At 72.7% G+C, this 20,727-nt stretch carries 16 protein-coding genes; 13 read left to right on the plus strand and 3 right to left on the minus strand.

The window, feature by feature from the left end; all coding sequences use genetic code 11:
• Positions 1-1,073: glycoside hydrolase family 1 protein (locus ACFYM0_RS09495; RefSeq protein ID WP_388498537.1), on the plus strand; the 1,073-nt coding region annotated here is incomplete at its 5' end.
• Positions 1,074-1,106: 33 nt separating this feature from the next.
• On the opposite strand, the gene ACFYM0_RS09500 is transcribed toward ACFYM0_RS09495, so the two are convergent.
• Positions 1,107-2,561 carry a purine-cytosine permease family protein gene (locus ACFYM0_RS09500; RefSeq protein ID WP_388498539.1) on the minus strand — a complete coding sequence of 485 codons (1,455 nt, stop codon included), beginning with the start codon at positions 2,559-2,561 and terminating at the stop codon, positions 1,107-1,109.
• A gap of 227 nt (positions 2,562-2,788) precedes the next feature.
• Here ACFYM0_RS09500 and ACFYM0_RS09505 point away from each other — a divergent pair, with 227 nt between their 5' ends.
• The 11 genes from ACFYM0_RS09505 to ACFYM0_RS09555 all read left to right on the plus strand — a co-directional run bounded on the left by ACFYM0_RS09505 (position 2,789) and on the right by ACFYM0_RS09555 (position 16,159).
• Positions 2,789-3,517, plus strand: a complete 729-nt coding sequence (locus ACFYM0_RS09505; RefSeq protein WP_388498542.1) for a TetR-like C-terminal domain-containing protein — start codon at positions 2,789-2,791, stop codon at positions 3,515-3,517.
• A 139-nt stretch (positions 3,518-3,656) separates the two neighbouring features.
• Positions 3,657-4,670, plus strand: a complete 1,014-nt coding sequence (locus ACFYM0_RS09510) for an oxidoreductase (protein WP_388498544.1) — start codon at positions 3,657-3,659, stop codon at positions 4,668-4,670.
• 49 nt (positions 4,671-4,719) lie between these two features.
• Positions 4,720-5,043, plus strand: coding sequence for a putative quinol monooxygenase (locus ACFYM0_RS09515; protein WP_388498545.1), 324 nt, complete (start codon positions 4,720-4,722; stop codon positions 5,041-5,043).
• 437 nt (positions 5,044-5,480) lie between these two features.
• Positions 5,481-6,530, plus strand: a complete 1,050-nt coding sequence (locus ACFYM0_RS09520; RefSeq protein WP_388498548.1) for a beta-ketoacyl-ACP synthase 3 — start codon at positions 5,481-5,483, stop codon at positions 6,528-6,530.
• Between the two features lie 207 nt (positions 6,531-6,737).
• Positions 6,738-6,986: a phosphopantetheine-binding protein gene (locus ACFYM0_RS09525; protein ID WP_388498551.1), complete on the plus strand. Its 249-nt coding sequence runs from the start codon at positions 6,738-6,740 to the stop codon at positions 6,984-6,986.
• Positions 6,983-8,239 carry a beta-ketoacyl-[acyl-carrier-protein] synthase family protein gene (locus ACFYM0_RS09530; protein ID WP_388498552.1) on the plus strand — a complete coding sequence of 419 codons (1,257 nt, stop codon included), beginning with the start codon at positions 6,983-6,985 and terminating at the stop codon, positions 8,237-8,239. The genes ACFYM0_RS09525 and ACFYM0_RS09530 overlap by 4 nt, the downstream gene beginning before the upstream one ends.
• A 38-nt stretch (positions 8,240-8,277) precedes the next feature.
• Positions 8,278-9,273, plus strand: coding sequence for a 3-oxoacyl-ACP synthase III family protein (locus ACFYM0_RS09535; protein ID WP_388498554.1), 996 nt, complete (start codon positions 8,278-8,280; stop codon positions 9,271-9,273).
• A gap of 5 nt (positions 9,274-9,278) precedes the next feature.
• Complete coding sequence (locus ACFYM0_RS09540) at positions 9,279-9,845, plus strand: carboxymuconolactone decarboxylase family protein (protein ID WP_388498556.1); 567 nt, start codon at positions 9,279-9,281, stop codon at positions 9,843-9,845.
• The gene (locus tag ACFYM0_RS09545) at positions 9,842-11,227 is read left to right on the plus strand and encodes a cytochrome P450 (protein ID WP_388498559.1); all 1,386 of its coding nucleotides are present in this window, start codon (positions 9,842-9,844) and stop codon (positions 11,225-11,227) included. The genes ACFYM0_RS09540 and ACFYM0_RS09545 overlap by 4 nt, the downstream gene beginning before the upstream one ends.
• Positions 11,228-11,351: 124 nt before the next feature.
• Positions 11,352-14,723 carry a S8 family serine peptidase gene (locus tag ACFYM0_RS09550; RefSeq protein ID WP_388498561.1) on the plus strand — a complete coding sequence of 1,124 codons (3,372 nt, stop codon included), beginning with the start codon at positions 11,352-11,354 and terminating at the stop codon, positions 14,721-14,723.
• A gap of 182 nt (positions 14,724-14,905) precedes the next feature.
• Positions 14,906-16,159, plus strand: coding sequence for an MFS transporter (locus tag ACFYM0_RS09555; RefSeq protein ID WP_388498563.1), 1,254 nt, complete (start codon positions 14,906-14,908; stop codon positions 16,157-16,159).
• 74 nt (positions 16,160-16,233) lie between these two features.
• Here ACFYM0_RS09555 and ACFYM0_RS09560 read toward each other — a convergent pair whose 3' ends face one another.
• A complete protein-coding gene (locus ACFYM0_RS09560) occupies positions 16,234-18,759 on the minus strand; it encodes a discoidin domain-containing protein (protein ID WP_388498566.1) in 2,526 nt (841 codons plus the stop codon).
• A 164-nt stretch (positions 18,760-18,923) separates the two neighbouring features.
• Positions 18,924-19,637 (minus strand): MBL fold metallo-hydrolase, encoded by a 714-nt coding sequence (locus tag ACFYM0_RS09565; protein ID WP_388498568.1) that lies wholly within the window; start codon positions 19,635-19,637, stop codon positions 18,924-18,926.
• Between the two features lie 150 nt (positions 19,638-19,787).
• On the opposite strand from ACFYM0_RS09565, the gene ACFYM0_RS09570 reads away from it, so the two are divergent.
• Positions 19,788-20,696, plus strand: a complete 909-nt coding sequence (locus ACFYM0_RS09570) for a GlxA family transcriptional regulator (RefSeq protein ID WP_388499329.1) — start codon at positions 19,788-19,790, stop codon at positions 20,694-20,696.
• Positions 20,697-20,727: the final 31 nt, after the last annotated feature.

Here is a 20,727-nt window from a genome sequence, read left to right on the forward strand (position 1 = left end):
TCACACCCGCCCTCACCCTCTACCACTGGGACCTCCCCCAGGACTTGGAGGACGCGGGCGGCTGGCCGGAGCGGGCGACCGCCGAGCGCTTCGCCGCGTACGCGGGCCTGGTGGCCGACGCCCTCGGGGACCGGGTCAAGCACTGGATCACCCTCAACGAGCCCTGGTGCAGTGCCTTCCTCGGCTACGGCTCCGGCGTACACGCCCCCGGCCGCACCGACCCGGTCGCCGCGCTGCGCGCGGCCCACCACCTCAACCTCGGCCACGGCCTCGCCGTCCAGGCCCTGCGCGCCACACTGCCCGCAGACGCCCAGCTCGCCGTCTCCCTCAACCTCCACGAGGTCCGCCCCCTGACCCCCTCGCCCGAGGACCGGGACGCGGCCCGCCGCATCGACGCCGTCGGCAACCGCATCTGGCTGGGCCCGATGCTGGAAGGCGCCTACCCCGAGGACCTCCTCGCGGACACCGCGCGCCTGACCGACTGGTCCTTCGTCCGCGACGGTGACACCGCCACGGTGCACCAGCCCCTGGACCTGCTCGCCGTCAACTACTACACCCCGACGGTCGTCTCGCACGTCGCGCCCGGTGACCAGAAGCCGCAGGACGACGGCCACGGAAACAGCGAACACTCCCCCTGGCCCGGCGCGGACGAGGTCGCCTTCCACCAGGCGCCGGGCGAACGTACGGCGATGGGCTGGCCGGTGGACCCGAGCGCCCTGTACGACCTGCTGACCCGGACCGCCGCCCGGTACCCCGGACTGCCGCTCGTCATCAGCGAGAACGGAGCGGCGTACGAGGACGAGGTCGGTCCGGACGGCACGGTGCGCGATCCGCAGCGCGCCGCCTACATCCACGCCCACCTCGACGCCGTGCACCGGGCGATCACCGACGGGGTGGACGTCCGCGGCTATTTCCTCTGGTCGCTGCTCGACAACTTCGAGTGGTCGTACGGGTTCGCCAAGCGGTTCGGTGCGATCCACGTCGACTACGACACCTTGAAGCGCACACCCAAATCGAGCGCGCGCTGGTACTCAGGCGTGGCACGGACCGGTGAGCTGCACGCCCCGTCGTAGCGGGTGCGCGCGTCCCGGCGCCGGATGCCCGGGTCAGGCCGGCGGCACGGTGGCCCGGCTCCGCAGCGAGCGGCGCATCAGGGGCGCGTAGAGGGAGGCCGCCACGGCGATGCCTACCGGCAGGGAGAGGTCCACGCCGTCCAGGGCCCGGGCGACGGGGCCCGTGTAGAGGGTGTCCACACAGAGGGCGGCCGCGGCGATGCCCGCCGTCAGGGCCAGCGCCCCCGCCCGGTTGACGCCGCCGGTGTACCAGAAGGGGCTGCCGGGGCTCTCGTCGGTGAGCGCGCGGCCGTCGTAGCGGCAGCGGCGCAGCAGGATGTCGGTCGCGTAGACGGCCGTGCTGGGGCCCAGCACGACGACGCTGAGCTGGAGGAGGTTGCCGACGGTGTCGAGGAAGTTGGAGACGAGGAGCGCGTACAGGGTCACCGCGACCCCGAGCGCTCCGTCGACGAGGACGCCGGCGGAGCGGCGGACACGGACGCCCATGGCCTGGAGGGCGAGGCCGGAGCTGTAGGCGGTCATGGCGTTGTTGGCGATCGTGCCGAGCACGATCGCCGATAGGAACACGGGTGAGAACCAGGAGGGCAGGATGCTCTCCAGCCCGGCCTGCGGTTCGGCCATGTCCACGACGGTCGCGGCCAGGGCGCCCAGCGAGCAGAGGAGGACTCCGGGCAGGAATCCGCCGAGCGCGGTCCAGCCCGCGACCGCCCTCGGCGAGGTCGTTCGCGGCAGGTAACGGGAGAAGTCCGCGCTGTTGGTGTAGGAGAGCGGGCCCGAGGCGATGAGCGTGAGGCCGGCTGCGAGGGTGGCCCACAGGGCGGTGCCGGTCAGTGGTTCGGCGGGCTGTCGGCCGAGGCCGGGGCGGGTGCACACGTAGCAGGCCACGACGGCGAACGTGACCGTGAGGGCGATCGCGATCGGGGGGTAGAGCCTCACCATGGTGGCGTGTCCGTAGACGCCGATGGCCAGGGTGAGGGCGGCGATGACCACCACGACGGCGATCTTTACCCCGCTGTTCGTGTCGATGCCCGCCTGCTCCACGAGGACGAAGGCGGCGACCGCGGCGGCGGCCAGGTTGAGGGCGATGTAGCAGATGCAGAGCAGCCAGCCGTTGACGGCGATGTTCACCCGGTTGCCGCGGACGCCGTACATCGCCCGTGCGATCACCTCGCTCGGAGTGCCGGAGGCCGGCCCCGAGACGGCGAGCAGCCCGATCGGCGCCCAGAACAGGCTGCCCAGCACGATGACCGCGATGGCCTGACCCAGGCTCAGGCCCATGAGGACCAAGGCGCCGCCGACCACCATGCTCAGGTAGTTCACGTTCGCCGCCGCCCAGACGGGGAACAGCTCGCGGGCCCGGCCGTGGCGCTCCCGGTCGGGGACGTGGTCGATGCCGTGGGCCTCGACGCGGCCGGGCCGGTCCGTGTCCGTGCCCGTGCCCGTGCCCGGATCCGAGCCCGAGCCCGAGCCTGTGCCCGTGGATCCCATGGAGCCCTCCGTCTGCGGTCGTACCCACCTGCGTGTTCTGGCGGAGGCGTGCGCGCCGCTCCCGCCCGATCTTCACGCACGCGGGGAGGAGTCGCGTACGGCGACATCAGCGCACTTGGGCGCCGCGACCTGCCGGGATCCTCGGGCGGGCCCTCGACCCGGCCCCCGGGCGGCGCCCTGCGGAGGCCGCGCGCAAGGCAGTTGGCCCCGACCGATACCGTTTCGGCATGGACGATTACGCAGCGAACTCGACATCCGCCGACGCGATCCTGTCAGAGCTGATCAAGAAGACCGCGCGCCTGCACCTGGCGGAGCTGGGCGGCGGAGGGCTGTCCCTGGATTCCCTCGCGCGCGACTGCGGTCGTGCCGTCACCGAGGTACAGGCCCTCTTCCCGCACCGGGACGATGTGCTGACCGCGCTGGTCATCGATGCCTACGACGCGTCCGGCGGCGCGATGGAGCGGGCGGACAAGGACGCCGCCGCCCTCCACGCGTCCGCGGGTGCACGGCTGCTCGCGGTCACCCGCGCGCTGCGCCAATGGTCCTTCGACCACCCCGCCGAGTTCACGCTGATCTACGGATCGCCCGTCCCCGGCTACCACGCCCCGCAGGACACCGTCCTGCCGGCCTCGCGTACGCCCGGCGTCCTGGCCGGCATCGTGGGCGCGGCCCTGGCGGGCGGTGAACTCACCCCGCCCCGGCGCACGGTACCCGGGCCGCCCTTGCTGCTGCCGGCCGCCGTGGAGGCCTTCGGCGGCCTGCCCCCGGCCCCGTTCTCGGACGTCATCGAGCGCGGGATCGTGCTGTGGAGCAGCCTGATCGGGCTCCTGGTGTTCCAGGTCTTCAGCCGTACCCACGACAGCGTCCGGGACGAGGCCGCGTTCTTCGACTACGCCATCGCCGTGGCGGCCGAGACCATCGGACTCGTGGTTCCCCTCGACGGGGACGCCCACTGAGGACCGAGGGGCCTTGGCCAGGGCTTTCGCGGGCGGGTTACCGTGTCCCTTCATTCGAGGGGGAACACCGATGTCGCACCACAACGGGTGGGGTCACCACCCGGGTCAGCCCGTGCCGCCGCAGTGGGGAGGTGGCTGGATGCCGCCTCCGGCACCACAGCCGGGCGTCATACCGCTGCGCCCGCTCGCCACGGGCGAGGTACTGGGCGGGGCCTTCGGGACGTTCCGGCGCTACTGGAAGCCCCTGATCGGCGTCATGGCCGCGGTGCAGGGCATCGGAATCCTGCTCGTGGCCGCCGCCTTCGCCCTCACCTTCGCAGCCGCCCACGACCGGTTCGCCGCCGTCTTCGACCTCGCCCCGGGAGAAAGCCCCGAGGGCTCGGACGTGGCGGCCTTCTTCCTTTCCTTCGTCCCGGCGGGCGTGGTCCTGCTCCTCGTGATGACCACGGGCGCCGCGATGTTCGGCGCCCTGTGCCCCGCGGTGATCCAGGAGGCGGTGCTCGGCCGTCCCGCGACCTTCGGCTCGATGTGGCGCCGCAGCTGCTCACGCCTGCCGTCGGTGCTCGGCGCCGTCCTGCTCACCGCGCTGATCGCGGGCGGACCGGCGCTCGTGCCGTACGCGATCTGCATCCCGCTGGTCATCGTGAACACGGACCTGGACGGCTCCGGCCCGCCGGCCGCCTTCGGGCTGCTCCTCCTGGGCTCGCTCCTGTGCGTCCCCTTCTCGGTCTGGCTCATGGCCCGGTTCAGCCTCGCTCCCGCCGCCGCGGTGTGCGAGGGACTCGGCCCCGTCGCGGCCCTGCGCCGCTCTTCGCGGCTGGTGCGCGACGGCTGGTGGAGGGTGTTCGGCATTTCGATGCTCGGGTACGTCGTGGCGACGGCCGTCGGGTACGCCATCCAGATGCCGTTCGGCTTCGTCGGCATGTTCGGCCTCTTCCCGGCCCTGCCGGGGCCGGACGGTCCCGCAGCGGAGCCCGGCACGCTGATTCTCGGGTTCCTCGTCTACGGCGCCGCCATGCTGCTCGGCGGTGTCATCAGCTCGCTGTTCCAGTTCAGCTTCCCGCAGCTGGTCGTCGCCCTGATCTACGTCGACCAGCGGATGCGCAAGGAGGACTTCGCGGCGACCCTCACCTCCGCCGCGAGCCCGGCCTGATCGGCAAGACGCCCCCTGGGCCCGGCGAGGTCGCCCCTACAATGCTCGAATGATCTTCATTGTGGTCAAATTCCCCGTCAAGTCCGAGTACGTCGACCAGTGGCCCGAGCTGGTCGCGGAGTTCACGCAGGCCACCCGCGGCGAGGCGGGCAACCTGTGGTTCGAGTGGTCCCGCAGCCTGGAAGAGCCGGACACCTACGTACTGGTCGAGGCGTTCCAGGACGACGCCGCCGAGGCGCACGTCACCTCCGCGCACTTCCGCAAGGCCCTGGAGACCATGCGCCCGCTGGTCACCCGGACGCCGGAGATCGTCAGCACCACCATCGAGGGCGCGACCGGCTGGAGCCGGATGGGCGAGCTCCAGGTCGACTGAGGGCGGACACGCTCCGCTTCACGCCCCGAACCCTCCCCGGCCCCCGGCTTCACGCGCTACGGAGCGGCCCGGGAGGGGTGCGCGTGCAACACGTTCAACAGCGCCACCCGTTCCCACCGTTGCCCTCGGACCGTGGAAGCGGTTGATGGACCTGAGGACGGCGGCACCCCGGCAGCACCCGGGCGTCAGCCGGACGCCTGGACAGCCGTACCCGATTCAGCCTTTGGGGCGATACCCCGATGGCCCATCGGCCGTAACGTTTCTCCCTAAACGCCGCTGAGCTGCGGCGATGATGCCGAACCAGGCGTTCAGCACATCCGTTCCCCTGCGCCTCCGCGCCCACCGTGATCTTGACCCGCCCTACAGTCGTGCCGCTCCCCCGAGATCCCTCCTGAGAGACGTGCGTGACTTCCCTCTTGCCTTGCTCAGAAGACCAGTTGACACCCCCGGCCACCCGTTCCGCCCCGCCCGCGGCGGTGCTGGAGGGCATCGCCGGATACGTTCCGCCCCGGGTGGTCGCCAACGCCGGACTCCCCTCGGCATGGGGCATCGACGACGCCTGGGTGCACCGCCGCACCGGGATCCGAGAGCGGCGCCGGGCCGACCCCGGAGTGTCCACCGGGGAACTCGCCCTCGAGGCCGGGCGCCGCGCCCTGGCCGTGGCGGGCGGCGCTCCCGTGGACACCGTGCTCGTGGCCACCTCCACCCCGGACCGGCCCATGCCGGCGATGGCCCCGCAACTGGCCACCCGTCTGGGCCTGGGCGGCGCGGCCGCCTGGGACGTCAACGCCGCCTGCAGCGGCTTCCTGTACGGGCTCGCCACCGCCGCCGGAGCCCTGCTGTCCGGCTGCGCGGACCGGGTCCTGCTCGTCGCGGCCGACCTGTACTCGACCCTCCTGGACCCCGAGGACCACTCGGCCGGCATCGTCTTCGGCGACGGCGCGGGTGCCGTCGTCCTGCGCCGGGGCCGCGCCGGGGAACCGGGCAGCATCCTCGCCTTCGACCTCGGCAGCGACGGTTCGGGCGACGAGCTGATCGAGGTGCGCGGCGGCGGAGCCCGGGAACGGTCCGCCCCCAACGCCTACGGACCGGGCGACCGGCACTTCCGGATGCAGGGGCGCGAGGTGTTCCAGCACGCGGTGACCCGGATGACCCAGTCCTCGCAGACCGTACTGAAACACGCGGGCTGGTCGCCCGAGGACGTGGACCGGTTCTGCGCCCACCAGGCCAACGCCCGCATCGTGAAGGCCGTCGGGGAGCGGCTGCCCGTCCCCGGACCCCGCCGGGTGACCAATATCGAGCGGGTCGGCAACACGGGCGCCGCGTCCATCCCGCTCGCCCTTGCCGACGCCGCTTCGCGCGGCGAGCTGCACCCGGGGGAAAGGGTGTTGCTCACCACCTTCGGGGCCGGCCTCACCTGGGGGTCGGCGGCCGTGCTCTGGCCGCGGCTCGAGCGTGCGGTGCCCACCATCGACCCGGCGCCCTGAGTTCCGCTCACTCCCCACCGCACCCCCACCCGCACCCACCCGCACCCACCGCCTCGGTTCCCGCGGGGGCCCCGTGCCCCCGCACAGCCTTCGGCACCCCACCACCTTCACCGGCCGCCGGTCGCGGGCTGCCGCTCCCGGCCGCCCACCGCGCCCCTGCCCGTCTTCGGCTCACGCTCACCACCCGTCCCGGAAGGACGCTCCGCCATGCCCCCTGTCCAGACCGTTCTCACCACCGTGCTCGCCGAGAAGTTCGAAGTCTCCCCCGAGAGCGTCCTGCCCGACGCCACCCTGGAGAGCCTCGACCTCGACTCGCTCGCCCTCGCCGAACTGGCCCTCGCCCTCCAGGAGGAGCTCGGCGTGAAGGTCGAGGAGCACGAGGCCGCCAGGCGCACCACCATCGGCGAGCTCGTGGCCGTGCTCCACTCCAAGCGGACCGCGCAGGACGCCCTGTGACGGCTTCCCCGCTCCCCCGCACCGTCGCCGTCACCGGCCTGGGGCTGATCACCCCGGCCGGGATCGGCCGCGAGGACACCTGGGCCGGGGTGCTCCGGGGCCGCTCCACGGCGGACACCGATCCCGAGCTCAAGGACTGCCCGGTCGGCTTCTCCTGCCGGATCCCCGCCATGACCCCCGAGCAGGGGCGCATCGGCGGCGGCAAGGCCTGGCGGATGGGCCGGTTCACGCAGCTCGCGGTGCTGGCGGCCCGCGAGGCCGTGGCCGACGCCGGACTCGACCCCGCTTCCTGGGACGGGGCCCGGGTGGCCGTGGTGATCGGCTCGGGGCTGGCCGGGGCTCCCCATCTGGAGACCCAGACCCTGCGCCACCACCAGGGGGGACCCGACCTGGTCTCGCCCTCCCTCATCCCGATGCTGATCCCCAACATGGCCGCCGGCGAGGTGTCCGCGGACCTCCGCGCTCACGGGCCCTCCCTGGCCACCGAGACGGCCTGCGCCTCCGGGGCCACCGCCCTGGCCATCGCCCGTGACCTGCTGCTCTCCGGGGCCTGCGACATCGCGATCGCCGGCGGGGCGGAGGCGGCCGTGACCCCGGTGGTCACCACCGGGTTCGCCCGGATGGGCGCCCTGTCCGGGCGGGTGGACCAGCCGGCCCTGGCTTCCAGGCCGTTCGCGGCGGACCGGGACGGCTTCGTCATCGCCGAGGGGGCCGCAGTGCTCGTACTGGAGCGGCCGGCGGACGCGGCGGCTCGCGGGCGGCGCGGCTACGCGCACCTGTCCGGAGCCGGCCTCACCTCGGACGCACACCATCCGACGGCGCCGTCCCCCGGCGGCGAGTACGCCGAGGCTGCCCTGCGTGCGGCGCTCGCCGAGGCCGGGCTGTCCTCGGCGGACGTCGACCACGTCAACGCCCACGGAACCTCCACCCCGCTCAATGACCGCACCGAGGCGGAGCTCATCGCCCGAGTCCTGCCGCACGGCCCCAGCGTGACGGCCCCCAAGGGGGTGCTCGGCCACAGCCTCGGTGCCTCCGGCGCCGTGGAGGCCGCGCTGACCGCCCTCACCATCCGCGACTCCCGGGTGGCACCGATCGCCAACCTCGCCGCACGCGGCTCCGGTTGCGGCTCCGGCTCTCCCTACGACATCGACTGCGTGACGGGCACGGTGCGCGAGCAGCGGGTCGGTGCCGCCGTCAGCCACTCCTTCGGCTTCGGCGGGCACAACGTGGTGCTCCTCCTCACCGCGCCCTGACCTCCGCCCTCCCCCCACCAGCAGAAGGCTTCGTACCCTTGGCCGTTCACAGTGCCGTCGTCCACGCCACCGTCCACGTACCGGAGGAGCGCCAGAGCGTCTCCGCGGTCGAGGACCGCTTCCGGGCGGGCAGCCCCGGCATCCCGATGTCCCGGGGCGTGCTCCGGCACATGTACGGGCTGGACCAGCGCACGGTGGCGCCGCCCGAGGAGCAGCCCTCCGACCTGGCGGTGCGCGCCGCCCGCAGTTTGCTGGAGGAGAGCGGCACTCCCGTCCGGAAGGTGGACCTGCTGCTGTACGCCGGCATCCTCGCCGATATGGAGGAACCGGCCACCGCCCATGTGGTGGCGGCCAAACTCGGCCTGGACTGCCCGGTGTTCGACCTGAAGAACGCCTGCAACGGCGTACTGAACGCGCTGGAGGTGGCCGACGCCTTCGTCCGGACCGGACAGTACCGGCGGGTGCTGATCACCAGCGCCGAGGTCAGCACCAGGGAGAGCCGCTGGAGCGTCACGGACCCGGACGAGTTGCTCAGCGCCCTGCCGAGCCTGAGCACCGGCGACATGGGCTCGGCGGTCCTGGTCGCGGCGAGCGCGCGGGCCGGGATCCTCGGAAGCCGGTTCTTCGCCAACTCCTGGGGCTGGCAAGCCGCGACGCTGCCCAATCCGTACGCGAACCACCGCAGGATGGGCCGCCTGGAGATCGACTCGGCGCGGCTCGTCGCCTCCTTCGACGGGATGCCGGCCAAGGTGCGCGGTGCGGTGCGCGAACTCGGGGTGGACGTCCAGGACTTCGATCTCGTCTGCGTGCACCAGCCGTCCGTGCCCTTCACCCGGGTGGCGTGCGACTGGGTGGGCGTGGATCCCTCGCGGATCCTGTCCACCTTCCCCTCCCACGGCAACGTCGCGACCAACACCATCCCGCTGCAACTGGCCACCGCACTGAATTCGGACCGGCTCCACCCGGGCGACCTGGTGGGCATGTTCGGGTTCGCGAGCGGCGCCAGCGCCGGCGTCGTCGTCTGCCGGTGGTGAGCCCGATGACCACCGAACCGCCCGAGCGGCCCGTACGCATCACCCCGCTGCCGCCCGAGCAGTGGACGCCCGCCCTGCGCGGGCTGCTGGCCGGATCCGCCAAGGACGGCCCCGGGCGCGTGAACCTCTTCGGCACCCTGGCCCACCATCCCGGACTCGCGCACGCCTGGCTCTCCCTGGCCCGGGTCCTGACCCACGAAGGGACCTTGACGAGTCGTCAGCGGGAGCTGGTCGTCCTGCGCACCGCGCACCGGCGCGGCGGGTCCTTCGTGTTCGACCGTCACAGCGCGGTCGCCGCCGACGCCGGGCTGGACTCCCGGGAAGTGGCGGCGACGGCCTCGCCCCTTGCCGAACATCCTTGGCCGGAGCCCGATTTGGCCCTGCTGGAGGCTTCCGACGCGCTCGCGGCCGGTCAGCCGCTGCCGCAGCCGCTATGGGACCGGCTGGCGGGCGGACTGCGCCCCGACCAACTGATCGAACTGCTGATCCTCGCCGGGCAGTGCGCCACCATGTGCGCCACGCTCGGCGCCCTCCACACCCCGCCCGACGGCGGCCGAACCCCCTCCGGATGAGATCCGCCACCATGACCGTCACCACCACGCCGACCGCCGCCGGTGCAACGGCATCCGCCTCCGCCGACACCCGCTCCGACTTCGACTTCGAAAGGGACACCAGCTCCGGCTCCGGCCCCGGAAGCCCGACCGCGCCCACGCTTGCCCTGCCCGCCCCGTACGGGTCCTGCCCCTACGACCCGCCGCCTGGCTATACGCAGGCCGCAGCCGGGGCTCCGGTCAGTCGCGCCGAGCTGCCCGACGGCACCCCCTGCTGGCTCGTGACGGGCCACCAGGAGGTGCGGGCCGTCCTCGCCGACCCCCGCTTCAGCGCCGACGCACGCACCCCCGGATTCCCCTTCCTCTCCCCCGGCCAGCGTCAACTGGCCACCGCACAGCCCAGTTTCATCCGGATGGACGACCCGGAGCACTCCCGGCTGCGCAAGATGGTCGCCAGGGACTTCCTGACCCGCAGGGTCCGGGAACTGCGCCCGGCCATCACGGACGTGGTCGAGGCCGCCGTCGGTGCGATGACCGCCGGCGGACGCCGGACCGCCGACCTCGTCGCGGACTTCGCGCTGCCCGTCCCGTCCCTGGTCATCTGCCTGATGCTGGGGGTCCCGTACGAGGACCACGCGCTGTTCCAGTCGCTCAGCCGGACCCTGCTCGACAACACCACCGACCCCGGACGGGCCGCCGGGGCCCACCGCGAGCTGATGGGCTACCTGGCCGGGCTGGCCGAGCGCAAGCGGCGGGATCCCGGGGACGACATCCTCAGCCGGCTCGCCGTCCGGCCCGACCTGACCGCGCGGGAAACGGCCTCGCTCGGCTTCATGCTCTTGATCACGGGCCACGAGAGCACCACCAACATGGCGGCGCTCAGCGTCCTGACCCTGCTGCGCCACCCCGGGCAGGCCGCCCGGCTGCGCGCCGAACCGGCCCTGATTCCAGGTGCGGTGGAGGAGCTGCTGCGCTACCTCACGATCATCCACCTCGGCCTGGGCCGCGCCGCCACCGCGGACGTCACGGTCGGCGGAGCGACGATCCGGGCCGGGGACGGGGTGATCTGCATGCTGTCCACCGCCAACCGGCAGCCGGAGCTCTTCGGATCCGCGGACCTCACCGAACCGACCGGATCCACCGGAACCGCCGAAGCCCGGGGCGGCGGCTCCCCTTGTCCCGACGAGCTGGACGTGACCCGGGACGCGCGCCGGCACGTGGCCTTCGGTCACGGTCCGCACCAGTGCCTGGGCCACACCCTGGCGCGCGTCGAGCTCCAGATCATGCTGGAGACCGTCCTGCGCAAGCTGCCCGGTCTGCGGCTGGCCGTACCCGAGGAGCAGCTCGTGTTCCAACGGGACGCCATCGTCTACGGGTTGCGGGAGCTCCCCGTCGCCTGGTGACGCCCACGGACGAGTTCGTGTGCGAGTCGAAGTTTCCCGCGTCGGCGGAGAACCGAACGGGCCCGTCCGGCGTGATACCCCACACCACACGCATGGACATGCACACGAACGCGGGGGAACACGGGTGGGATTCGCAAGGAAGGCCCGAACTGCGGCACTGGCCGCAGCGGTGACGGGCACACTGGTCGCGGGCACGGTGTCCGCCGGCGCCACTCCGGCGCCGGCCGCGGGCACCACCGCACAGGACGGCACGGGGGGTCCGGACAAGGGCCGGGCGAAGAAGGAAGCGACGCCGTCGGCGACGGTGACCCTGGTCACCGGTGACCGGGTCGTCGTCAAGGGCGACGGCAGCGTCGAGCAGGTGATCCGCGGAGCGGGCCGTGAGGGGACGGCCCTCTCGGTGCGCCGCGAGGGCGCGCACACGTACGTCGTTCCGCAGGACGCCCTGCGACTGGTCGCCGACGGGGTGCTCGACCGGCGGCTGTTCGACGTCACCCAGCTGGTGAAGGACGGATACGACGACGCGCACCGCACCACGCTGCCCCTGATCGCCGGCTACCGGCGCGACGCCTCGGGGGCCAAGACCTTCGGCGCCGCCGGAGACACGCTCGCGGCGATCGCCCGCGACCGCCGCGAACTGCCCGCGGTGGCGGGCGAGGCGTTCAACGCGCGGAAGGCCGACGCCGCCGCCCTCTGGACGGCGGTCACCGGCCGGAAGGACGCCCGCACGCTGGGCTCCGCGCCCGTACCGCCCGTCGCCCACCTGTGGCTGGACGGCAAGGTGAGCGCCGCCCTGGACAAGAGCGTGCCGCAGATAGGCGCGCCCGCCATGTGGAAGGCGGGCTACACCGGCAAGGGCGTCAAGGTGGCGGTCCTGGACACGGGGGTCGACGAGACCCACCCGGACCTCAAGGGCGTCGAGACCCTGCAGAAGAACTTCAGCAGCTCCCCCGACTCCAAAGACCGCTATGGGCACGGTACGCACGTGGCCTCCACGATCGCCGGGTCGGGCGCGCGGTCGGGCGGCCTCTACAAGGGCGTGGCACCCGATGTGCAGCTCCTGGACGGCAAGGTCCTGGGCGACGACGGCTTCGGCTCCGACTCCGAGATCGTCAGCGGTATGCAGTGGGCCGTGGACCAGGGCGCGACCGTGGTCAGCATGAGCCTGGGCTCTCCCGACCAGCCGGGCGTCGACCCCATGGAGGAAGCGGTCGCCCGGCTCTCCGGCAAGGCCCTGTTCGTGGTGGCCGCCGGGAACGAGGGCGACAAGGCCGGCACGATGCGCACGCCCGGCAGCGCTGCCGCGGCCCTGACGGTCGGCGCGGTGGACAAGCAGGACCAGCTCGCCGACTTCTCCAGCCGTGGTCCGACCGCCGATGGACTGGCCAAGCCGGATATCACGGCCCCGGGCGTCGACATCACCGCCGCCGCGACCACGCAGAGCACCGATCCCGGGCCTCCCGAGGGATACGTCGGCATGTCGGGCACCTCGATGGCCACCCCGCACGTCGCGGGCGCCGCGGCCCTGGTCAAGCAGCAGCACCCGAACTGGAGCGCGGCCCGGATCAAGGCCCTGCTGACCGCCTCGGCCACGCCCAACCCGAAGCTCAACGCCTATCAGCAAGGTGCGGGCCGCACCGACCTGGTCCGGGCCGTCAAGGCCGTCGTCACCGCCGATCCCGGTTCTCTCGCCTTCGGTACGCACTTGTGGCCGCACGCCGACGACAAGCCGGTGTCCAAGTCCCTCACGTACCGCAACCACGGGACCAAGCCCGTCACGCTGAAGCTGAGCACGACCGGCACCGGCCCGTCCGGCCGTCCGGCACCGGCCGGGATGTTCACCGTCAAGGACGCGCAGCTCACCGTCCCCGCCGGGGGCAGTGCGACCACCACCGTCACCGCCGACACCCGCAAGGGCGCCGTCGACGGCGCCTTCGGCGGAACCGTGCTGGCCTCCGGGGACGGGCAGCAGGTGCGCACTGGTCTCGTGGTCGAGCGTGAGGTGGAGTCCTACGACGTCGCCCTGAAGCACCTGGACGTCAACGGTGCGAAGCCGGCGACGTACTACACCACGGTCACCAAGCTCGGCACGGGCGTGGAGGGGCGCTTCGAGGTCCCGTACGACCCGAGCGGAACCGTCGTCCAGCGGCTGCCCAAGGGCGACTACCTGCTGGAGGGCGTCGTCTGGGGTCCCGACGCCACCCTGGGCTTCTTCGTCCAGCCGGTGCTGAAGCTCACCGGGAGGACCACGGTCACCTTCGACTCCCGCAAGGCCAAGCCGTTCGCCGTCACACCGCCGGATCCGTCCGCGAAGCTGGTGAGCGCCTACGCCGGGTTCTACGACGAGGCCGCGATGGTGTCCGACATGTGGGCCACCGACGGGGCCACGAAGATCCTCACCCAGCACCTGGGCCCGGCCGCGCCCACGCTGCGGGCGCAGTACAACGGTCTGTGGAAGACACCGGGGGCGGCGGGCAAGAACGTCGACCACCGGCTGGCCTTCAACCGTTCGGGCACCTGGTTCACCGGGCTCGACCGCAAGCTCACCCGGGCGGACGTCGCCGAGGTGAAGCTCGGGTTCGGCGCCTCGGTCACCGGGGCGAAGGGCCTGCTCTACGCGACGCCGACGGACGCAAAGGGCTACACGTCCGGCGTACAGGACCCCGCCGAGCAGAGCCTGCCGCTGGCGAGCACCCAGTACGTCAACACCGAAGGCGGTGTGCGCTGGTCCTGGGTCGCCTCGCAGATCGACTCCCAAGGGGAGTCGCGCGTCGTCTACACGCATGACCTCCGTTCGTACAAGGCGGGCCACCGGTACACGCTGAACTTCAACACCGGCGTGGTCGGCCCCGATCTGGAGGCCGGGAAGGAGCAGGGCGCGACGCGCTCCGGCGACTACGTGGACTTCAATGTCGGGCTGTTCAACGACGGCGCCGGCCACGAGGGCTATTCCATCACCACCGGCGGCTTCACCCGGCTGGAGTCCGGCGGCAAGGTCATCGTCGAAACTCCGCCGAACGGCTGGCTGAGCGCCGAGGTGCCGGCCGGCAAGGCGACGTACCGGCTGACCAAGGAGGCGAGCCGCTCCGCAGGGGACACCTCGACCAGCACGAAGGTGAGCGCGATCTGGACGTTCACCTCGGCCCGTCCGGCCACGGACGAGACCGTGGCGCTGCCGCTGTCCACGGTGCGGCTGTCTCCGAAGCTGAGCCTGAGCGGGACCGCGCCGGCGGGCGGCGCGCTGAAGGTGCCGCTGGTACTGGGCGGGGCGGCCGCGAAGGACGGCCAGGTCGCCGCATTGACGGTCAGGGTCTCCTTCGACGGGGGCAAGACCTGGCGGCTCCTCGCGGTGGCGACGGACGCCGAGGGGGCGCGGTCGGCGACCGTGCAGCACCCGGCCTCGGCCAAGGCCGTGTCGTTCCGGGTGGACCTGAAGGACAAGGCCGGCAACACCGTACGGGAGACCATCACGAACGCCTACCGGCTCGCTCCCTGAGCCGGCGGCACGGCACTCCGGCCCGTCCCCGCACCATGCGGGTGCCGGGCCGGAGCCGTGCCGGAGGCGTGGTTTCGACCCGGCTGTCCGCCGCTCGCTTTGATTGCTCCGGGCGACACGAGTAGGTTCGTACGCTCGCTCGCACCACCGGGCGTACGACAGGGCGGGGGGCTGCGGCGATCATGCCGGTCACGAGGACCAGGCGGTCACTGGGACGGCAGTTCGGGTGGCTCTGGGCGGCGTACGCGGTCAGCACGCTCGGCACCTGGCTCGCCTTCGACGCCTTCGCCCTGATCGCGATCTTCGTGCTGCACGCCGGGCCCGCCGAGGTGTCGGCGCTGGCGGCCGCGGGGCCGGCGGTCGCCGCGGTGGTGGCGCTCCCGCTCGGGCCGTGGGTGGAGTTCCGGCGCAAGCGGCCGGTGATGATCGGGATGGACCTGATCCGGTTCGCGGCGCTGATGAGCGTGCCCGCGGCCTTCGCCCTCGGCGGGCTCGGGATCACCCAGCTCCTGGTTGTCTCGGTGCTCGTCGGCGCGGCGGACATCGCCTTCACGGCGGCCGGAGGCGCTTGCCTGAAGGCACTCGTCCGGCCGGAGGACCTGCTCGTCGCGAACGGCCGGTTCGAGTCCACCACCTGGACCGCCACCATGCTCGGGCCCCCGCTCGGCGGGGTGGCGGTCGCCGTGTTCGGGCCGGTGATGACGGTGGTGGGCAACGCGGTGAGCTACCTGCTCTCGGCGGCGGGGATCCGGGCGATCGGCGGCGAGGAGCCACGCCCCGCACCCCCTGCCGGAGCGCCGGCGCGGCTGCGCTTCGGCGACCTCTTCGAAGGCTGGCGGTACATCCTGGCCGACGCCGAGCTGCGCCCGCTCTTCGCCAACACGATCCTGGTCAACGGCTTGATCATGGCGACCTCGCCGCTGCTCGCCGTCCTCATGCTCGGTCCGCTCGGCTTCACGCCCTGGCAGTACGGACTCGCCTTCGCCGTGCCCTGCGCCGGCGGGCTGCTCGGCTCACGGCTGGCCCCGCGGCTCGTCGAGCGGTTCGGACAGCACCGGGTCATGCTGACCGCCGGGGTGCTGCGGGCGTGCTGGCTGCCCTGGCTGGCCTTGGTCCACTCCGGGACCGGCGGGCTCGTACTGGTCATGGCCGTCGAGTTCGGGCTGATCACCTGCATGGGCGTGTTCAACCCGGTGTTCGCCACCCGCCGGCTCGCCCGGACCCCGCAGGACCGGGTGGCCCGCGTGCTGTCCGCCTGGTCGGTCACCAGCAAGGCCTCCATCGCCGCACTGACCGCGCTGTGGGGCCTGCTCGCCGCCCTCACCGACCCCCGCACCGCCCTCGTGGCCGCCGGCCTCCTGACCATGACGACCCCGCTCCTCCTCCCCCGGCGCGACCGCACGCCGGAACCGAAGCAGGGTGCACCGCCGGGCTGAGACGCGTGGGGGAACGGTGCGTGCGCCCGCCGGCCGGGCCGTGGGGCACCGGCCGGCGGGACGCCGTACGCGGGTCAGGAGACGGTGAGGAACCGGGCCGTGCTCGGTACTCCCTGGGCGTCGAGGGCGAAGAGCATGTAGGTCCCCGGCAGGACCACGCCCGGGTCGGCGGGGATGGACACCGTGTATCCGCCCGTTCCCGTGGCCGTGGAGGCGAGGGGGACCCGCCGTTGGTCGTTGTCGGTGGAGTGGGTCGCGGCCGCGGCGCGCATCAGGACGAAGGATGCCGCCGGGGTGGAGGTGGTGAGCGTCAGTGAGGTGCCGGGGCGGGTCCTGGAGGGGACGCCTCCCGTGATGTCGGGGCGTGGCTTCGGCGATCCGTCCGGGTTGAGGAGGTACGGCGGTGTGAAGACCGCCCCGTCGGCGTGGTTGGTGGCGCAGTCGCCGCAGAGGCCTCCGCCGCCGGAGAAGACCCGTCCGTCCGGCAGGAGGTTGGCCACGCTGTGGTAGTTGCGCGGCACGGCCATGGTGGCGAGCGGGGTGAAGGCGCCGGTCGCGGGGTCCCACAGTTCGGGGGTCAGGACCGAGGTGGCGTCGCTGAACGGCACCGGATGGCTCTGCCCGCCGAAGACGATCACCTTGCCGTCGGGCAGGACCACGCTGTTGGCGAAGGCCCTGGCGTACGCCATGTCTCCGGTACGGGCGGTCTCGACCTGGCTGCCCGCGATGCCCACGGTGTAGGCGCGGCGCGTGGCGGGGGTGTTCTGGTAGGCGGGCGAGCCGCCCAGGGTGAGCAGTTTGCCGATGTCGTAGGCGACGGCGTTGCCCGTCATGGCGTCGGCGCTGTCGGCCCTGGTGCCGGCAGGGGTGATGCTGCCCGCACCGGTGGTCGAGATCCAGTTCATCTGCTTGCTCGGGCCCAGCTGAAGCACCTTGCCGCCCGATGTGGCGTGCAGCCACATGTGGTTGTCGGCGCGGTAGGGTCCGGCGGGATCGGCCGTGGACGCCTGGAGGGCGGGGACGCCCGGGAGTCCGCGCCAGGTGCCGGTCTCCGGGGACCAGGCCTCACCCGCCTTGTCCCCCGCGGGACCGCTCCAGGATCCGCCCAGGACGAAGGCCTCGCCGGTGGAGAGCAGCGTCATGGACTGGTAGCCGCGGGGGATGTTCATGTTGCCGGCGGCGGACCAGTCGTCGGTGGCGGGGTCGTAGATGCTGGCCTTCTCCGCGTTGCTGCCCCCGGTGACCAGCACGCGGCCGTCGGCCAGCATGGCTATGCCGGGGCAGAACATGTCGTGTCCCGTGTTGTCGATGCGGCGCTGGGTGACCTTGCCCGTCTTCAGGTCGAGGATCGCGGTCTGGGTGTAGCCGTTGCTGCCGCCGAAGCGGTCCACCGCGTACGCGGACCAGGCCAGCAGTTTGTCCCCGGGCAGCACGGCCGTGGCCACGGGGACCAGGGGGAAACCGGTGATCCGGCCCCAGGATCCGTGGACGGCGGGGCTGGCCGGCCCGCTCAGGCGGATCTCGGCGGCGGAGGTCCACGGGCCGCGGGCGCCGGCCTCGGTGGTCACGGTCAGCCGGACGAACCGGGCGTTCGCGCTGCGGGTGAAGGTGGCGGTCTTGACGGTGTCGTCGTCGCGCCAGGTGCCGGCCGCCACCGGTGCGCCGAAGGCGGCGCCGTCGGTGCTGGTGGTGACGGTGTAGGCACCCGCCCGCCCGTTGGGTCCGTTCGTGCGGGGGTGGTAGACGAGTGCGGAGACGGCGGCCGTTCGGTGCATGTCGATGGTGATGCTGTGCGGCAGGGGCGCCGGGGTGCCCGACCACTTGCTGTGCCAGAGGGTGCCCGTGTCACCGTCGAGAACGTTGGCGGCGCGGCCGTTCTCACCGGTCGTCTCCTCGTCGCTCGCCCCGGCCGTCCATCCGGTCCGGTCGAGGTCGACGGTGGCCTCCGGGGTGCCGGGGTCGCCCAGCAGGTTGATCTCGGCGGCGGAGGTCCACGGGCCGCGGCCGCCGGCCTCGGTGAGCGCCGTCAGCCGCACGAACCGGGCCCCCTGCGGGGCGAACCCGAGCGTCTTGGCGCTGCCGTCGTCCGCGAGCGTGCCACTGGCGACCGGGGCCGGCCAGTTCGTTCCGTCCGCGCTGACGCTGAGGGTGTACTCGCCGACGCGCCCGTTGGCCCCGTTGGTGCGGGGCGTGTAGACGAGCGCCGAGACGACCGCCGTACGGTGCATGTCGATGGTGATGCCGTGCGGCAAGGGGGCCGCCGTCCCCGACCACTTGCTGTGCCAGAGGGTGCCCGTGTCACCGTCGAGAACGTTCGCGGCGCGGCCGTTCTCACCGGCCGTCTCCTCGTCGCTCGCGACGGCCGTCCATCCGGTCCGGTCGAGGACGGGGGCCGTCGGCTCCATGGCGTTCGCCGGGGCGACGCCGTGGTGCGGCGACTGCCGCGCCGCCTGCTCGCCGACCGGCCCCGGGGTGGGCGTGGGGCTCGCGACTCCGAGCCACGGCGTGAAGCCGATCAGCAGCGCGCCGAGACCGAAGGCTGTGAGCAGTCTGGACCGGCGAAGCGTGCGGGGTAAGGCGAAGTGGCGCCTGGACTGCAATCTGACCTCCTGGGGCGAACCGGTATGCCCATGGAAGATAGGTCAGGGTGGCAGCAACTCACCTAAACCAGAGGAGAGTTGACGCAAAACCGCATGCACCGGCGCGATCCGGGAGATCCGGGAGGGAGTGCCTCGAGTGGGTGCCCGCCGGGTGCCCGGCAAGGCTAGAGCGGCACGGTGCCGTCGGCGGCGAACGGGCCTCCGTGGCCCGGCACGATCAGGTCCGCCGCGGCGAGCACCCGCAGCCGGGAGGCGCGCAGTACCTCGCGGTCCGGCGCGACCGGGTCGTCGGCGGGGCCCTCCGCGTGCCACCACAGGTCGCCGGCGAAGGCCACCACGCCCGAGTCCGTTCCGGCCAGCAGGGTGATGTCCTCGTGGCTGTGCCCCGGGGTACGGATCAGGCGCAGGGAGGGGGTGAGTGCGTAGCCCTCGGCGTCCCGGTTCGTCCACTGGTCGCCCTGGTACTCCACCTTGTGGTCGTGCACCCGGGCCCGGCCGAACAGGCCCACGTTCATGGTGTTGTCCGGGTGGTGGTGGCTGAGCACCACGTCGGTGATGTCCTCGGGGCCCAGCCCCAGTTCCGCGAGCGGGCCGAGGATGTCCGTGTGGCTCGCCACCATGCCCGGGTCGAAGATGAAGTGCCGGCCGGCATCGGATACGTAGGAGACGGTGGCGGCGACCCCGGGCCCGGTGGAGCCGACGTAGCCGGTGGTCAGGACCTTGTAGACGGCGCTGCGGCCGAGCGGTGCGTCGGTGCGGAGGGCCTGGGCGGTGACCGTGCCGCTCTTCGCCGTGTCGTTCTTCGCCGTGTCGTTCTTCGCCGTGTCGTTCTTCGCCGTGTCGTTCTTCGTCGCGTTGTTCTTCGTCGTGTTCGTCATGGCTGTAATCCTTCCGCGTCGACAGGGGGCGCACGAGTGGCACACCTGCCAGTGATCGCAGGATTAGTGCCAGAAGTCGTGACACGGTGGCAGACTGCCCCCGTGCCTCCTTTCACGTCCGTCGCCGCGTACGTCCCGCCCGGCGTCGGCATGCTTGCCGTCGGGATCGTCGCCGAGGTCTTCGGCCCGCACGGGCAGGGGCTGCCCGGTTTCGACTTCGCCCTGTGCGCCGAGCGGCCCGGGCCCGTCCCCACCGACTTCGGGGTGCCGCTCGCGATCGAGCACGGCCTCGACCGGCTGGCCGCCGCCGATCTGGTGATCGCCCTGCCGGGGGCCGGTTTCCGCACACCGCCCGGTCCGGCGGTACTCGACGCGCTGGTGGCCGCCCACGGGAGCGGCGCCCTGCTCGCGGCCCACTGCGTCGGCACGTTCGCCCTCGCCGAGGCCGGGCTGCTCGACGGGCTACGGGCCACGACGCACTGGCGGTTCGCCGAACTACTGGCCCACCGGCATCCGGACGTGGCCGTGGAACCGGACGCCCTGTACATCGACGAAGGCCGGATCGTCACGGGCGCGGGAGCCGCCGCCGGCTTCGATCTGTGTCTGCATCTGCTGCGGCGGGAACACGGGGCCGCGATGGCCAATGCCGTCGCCCGGGACATGGTGCTGCCCTCGCACCGCGACGGCGGGCAGGCCCAGTACCTCGCGGCGCCCGTCCCCGAGGACTGCCGGGACGAGCGGCTCTCCGAGGTGCTCGCCTGGGCCCGCGACCACCTCCACGAGCCGCTCCCCGTCACGGAGCTGGCCCGCCGTGCCGTGATGAGCAAGCGCTCCTTCGCCCGCCGCTTCACCGCCGCGACCGGCACCACCCCGCACGCCTGGCTGCGGAACCTGCGGCTGAGCAGCGCCGAGGAACTCCTGGAGAGCACGGACCTGCCCGTCGAGGAGATCGCCCGCCGGGTCGGCTACGGCAGCGCGGCGGTCCTGCGCGAACAGTTCGTGCGGCGCAGGGGAGTTCCGCCCCGCGCCTACCGCCGCTCCTTCACCAGTACGCCCTAGGGCCCGTCGTCAAAGACGGGAGTTTGACGAC

Origin of the sequence: Streptomyces sp. NPDC006487, assembly GCF_042870555.1 — a bacterium.
In the GTDB taxonomy this organism is placed as follows: Bacteria; Actinomycetota; Actinomycetes; order Streptomycetales; family Streptomycetaceae; genus Streptomyces.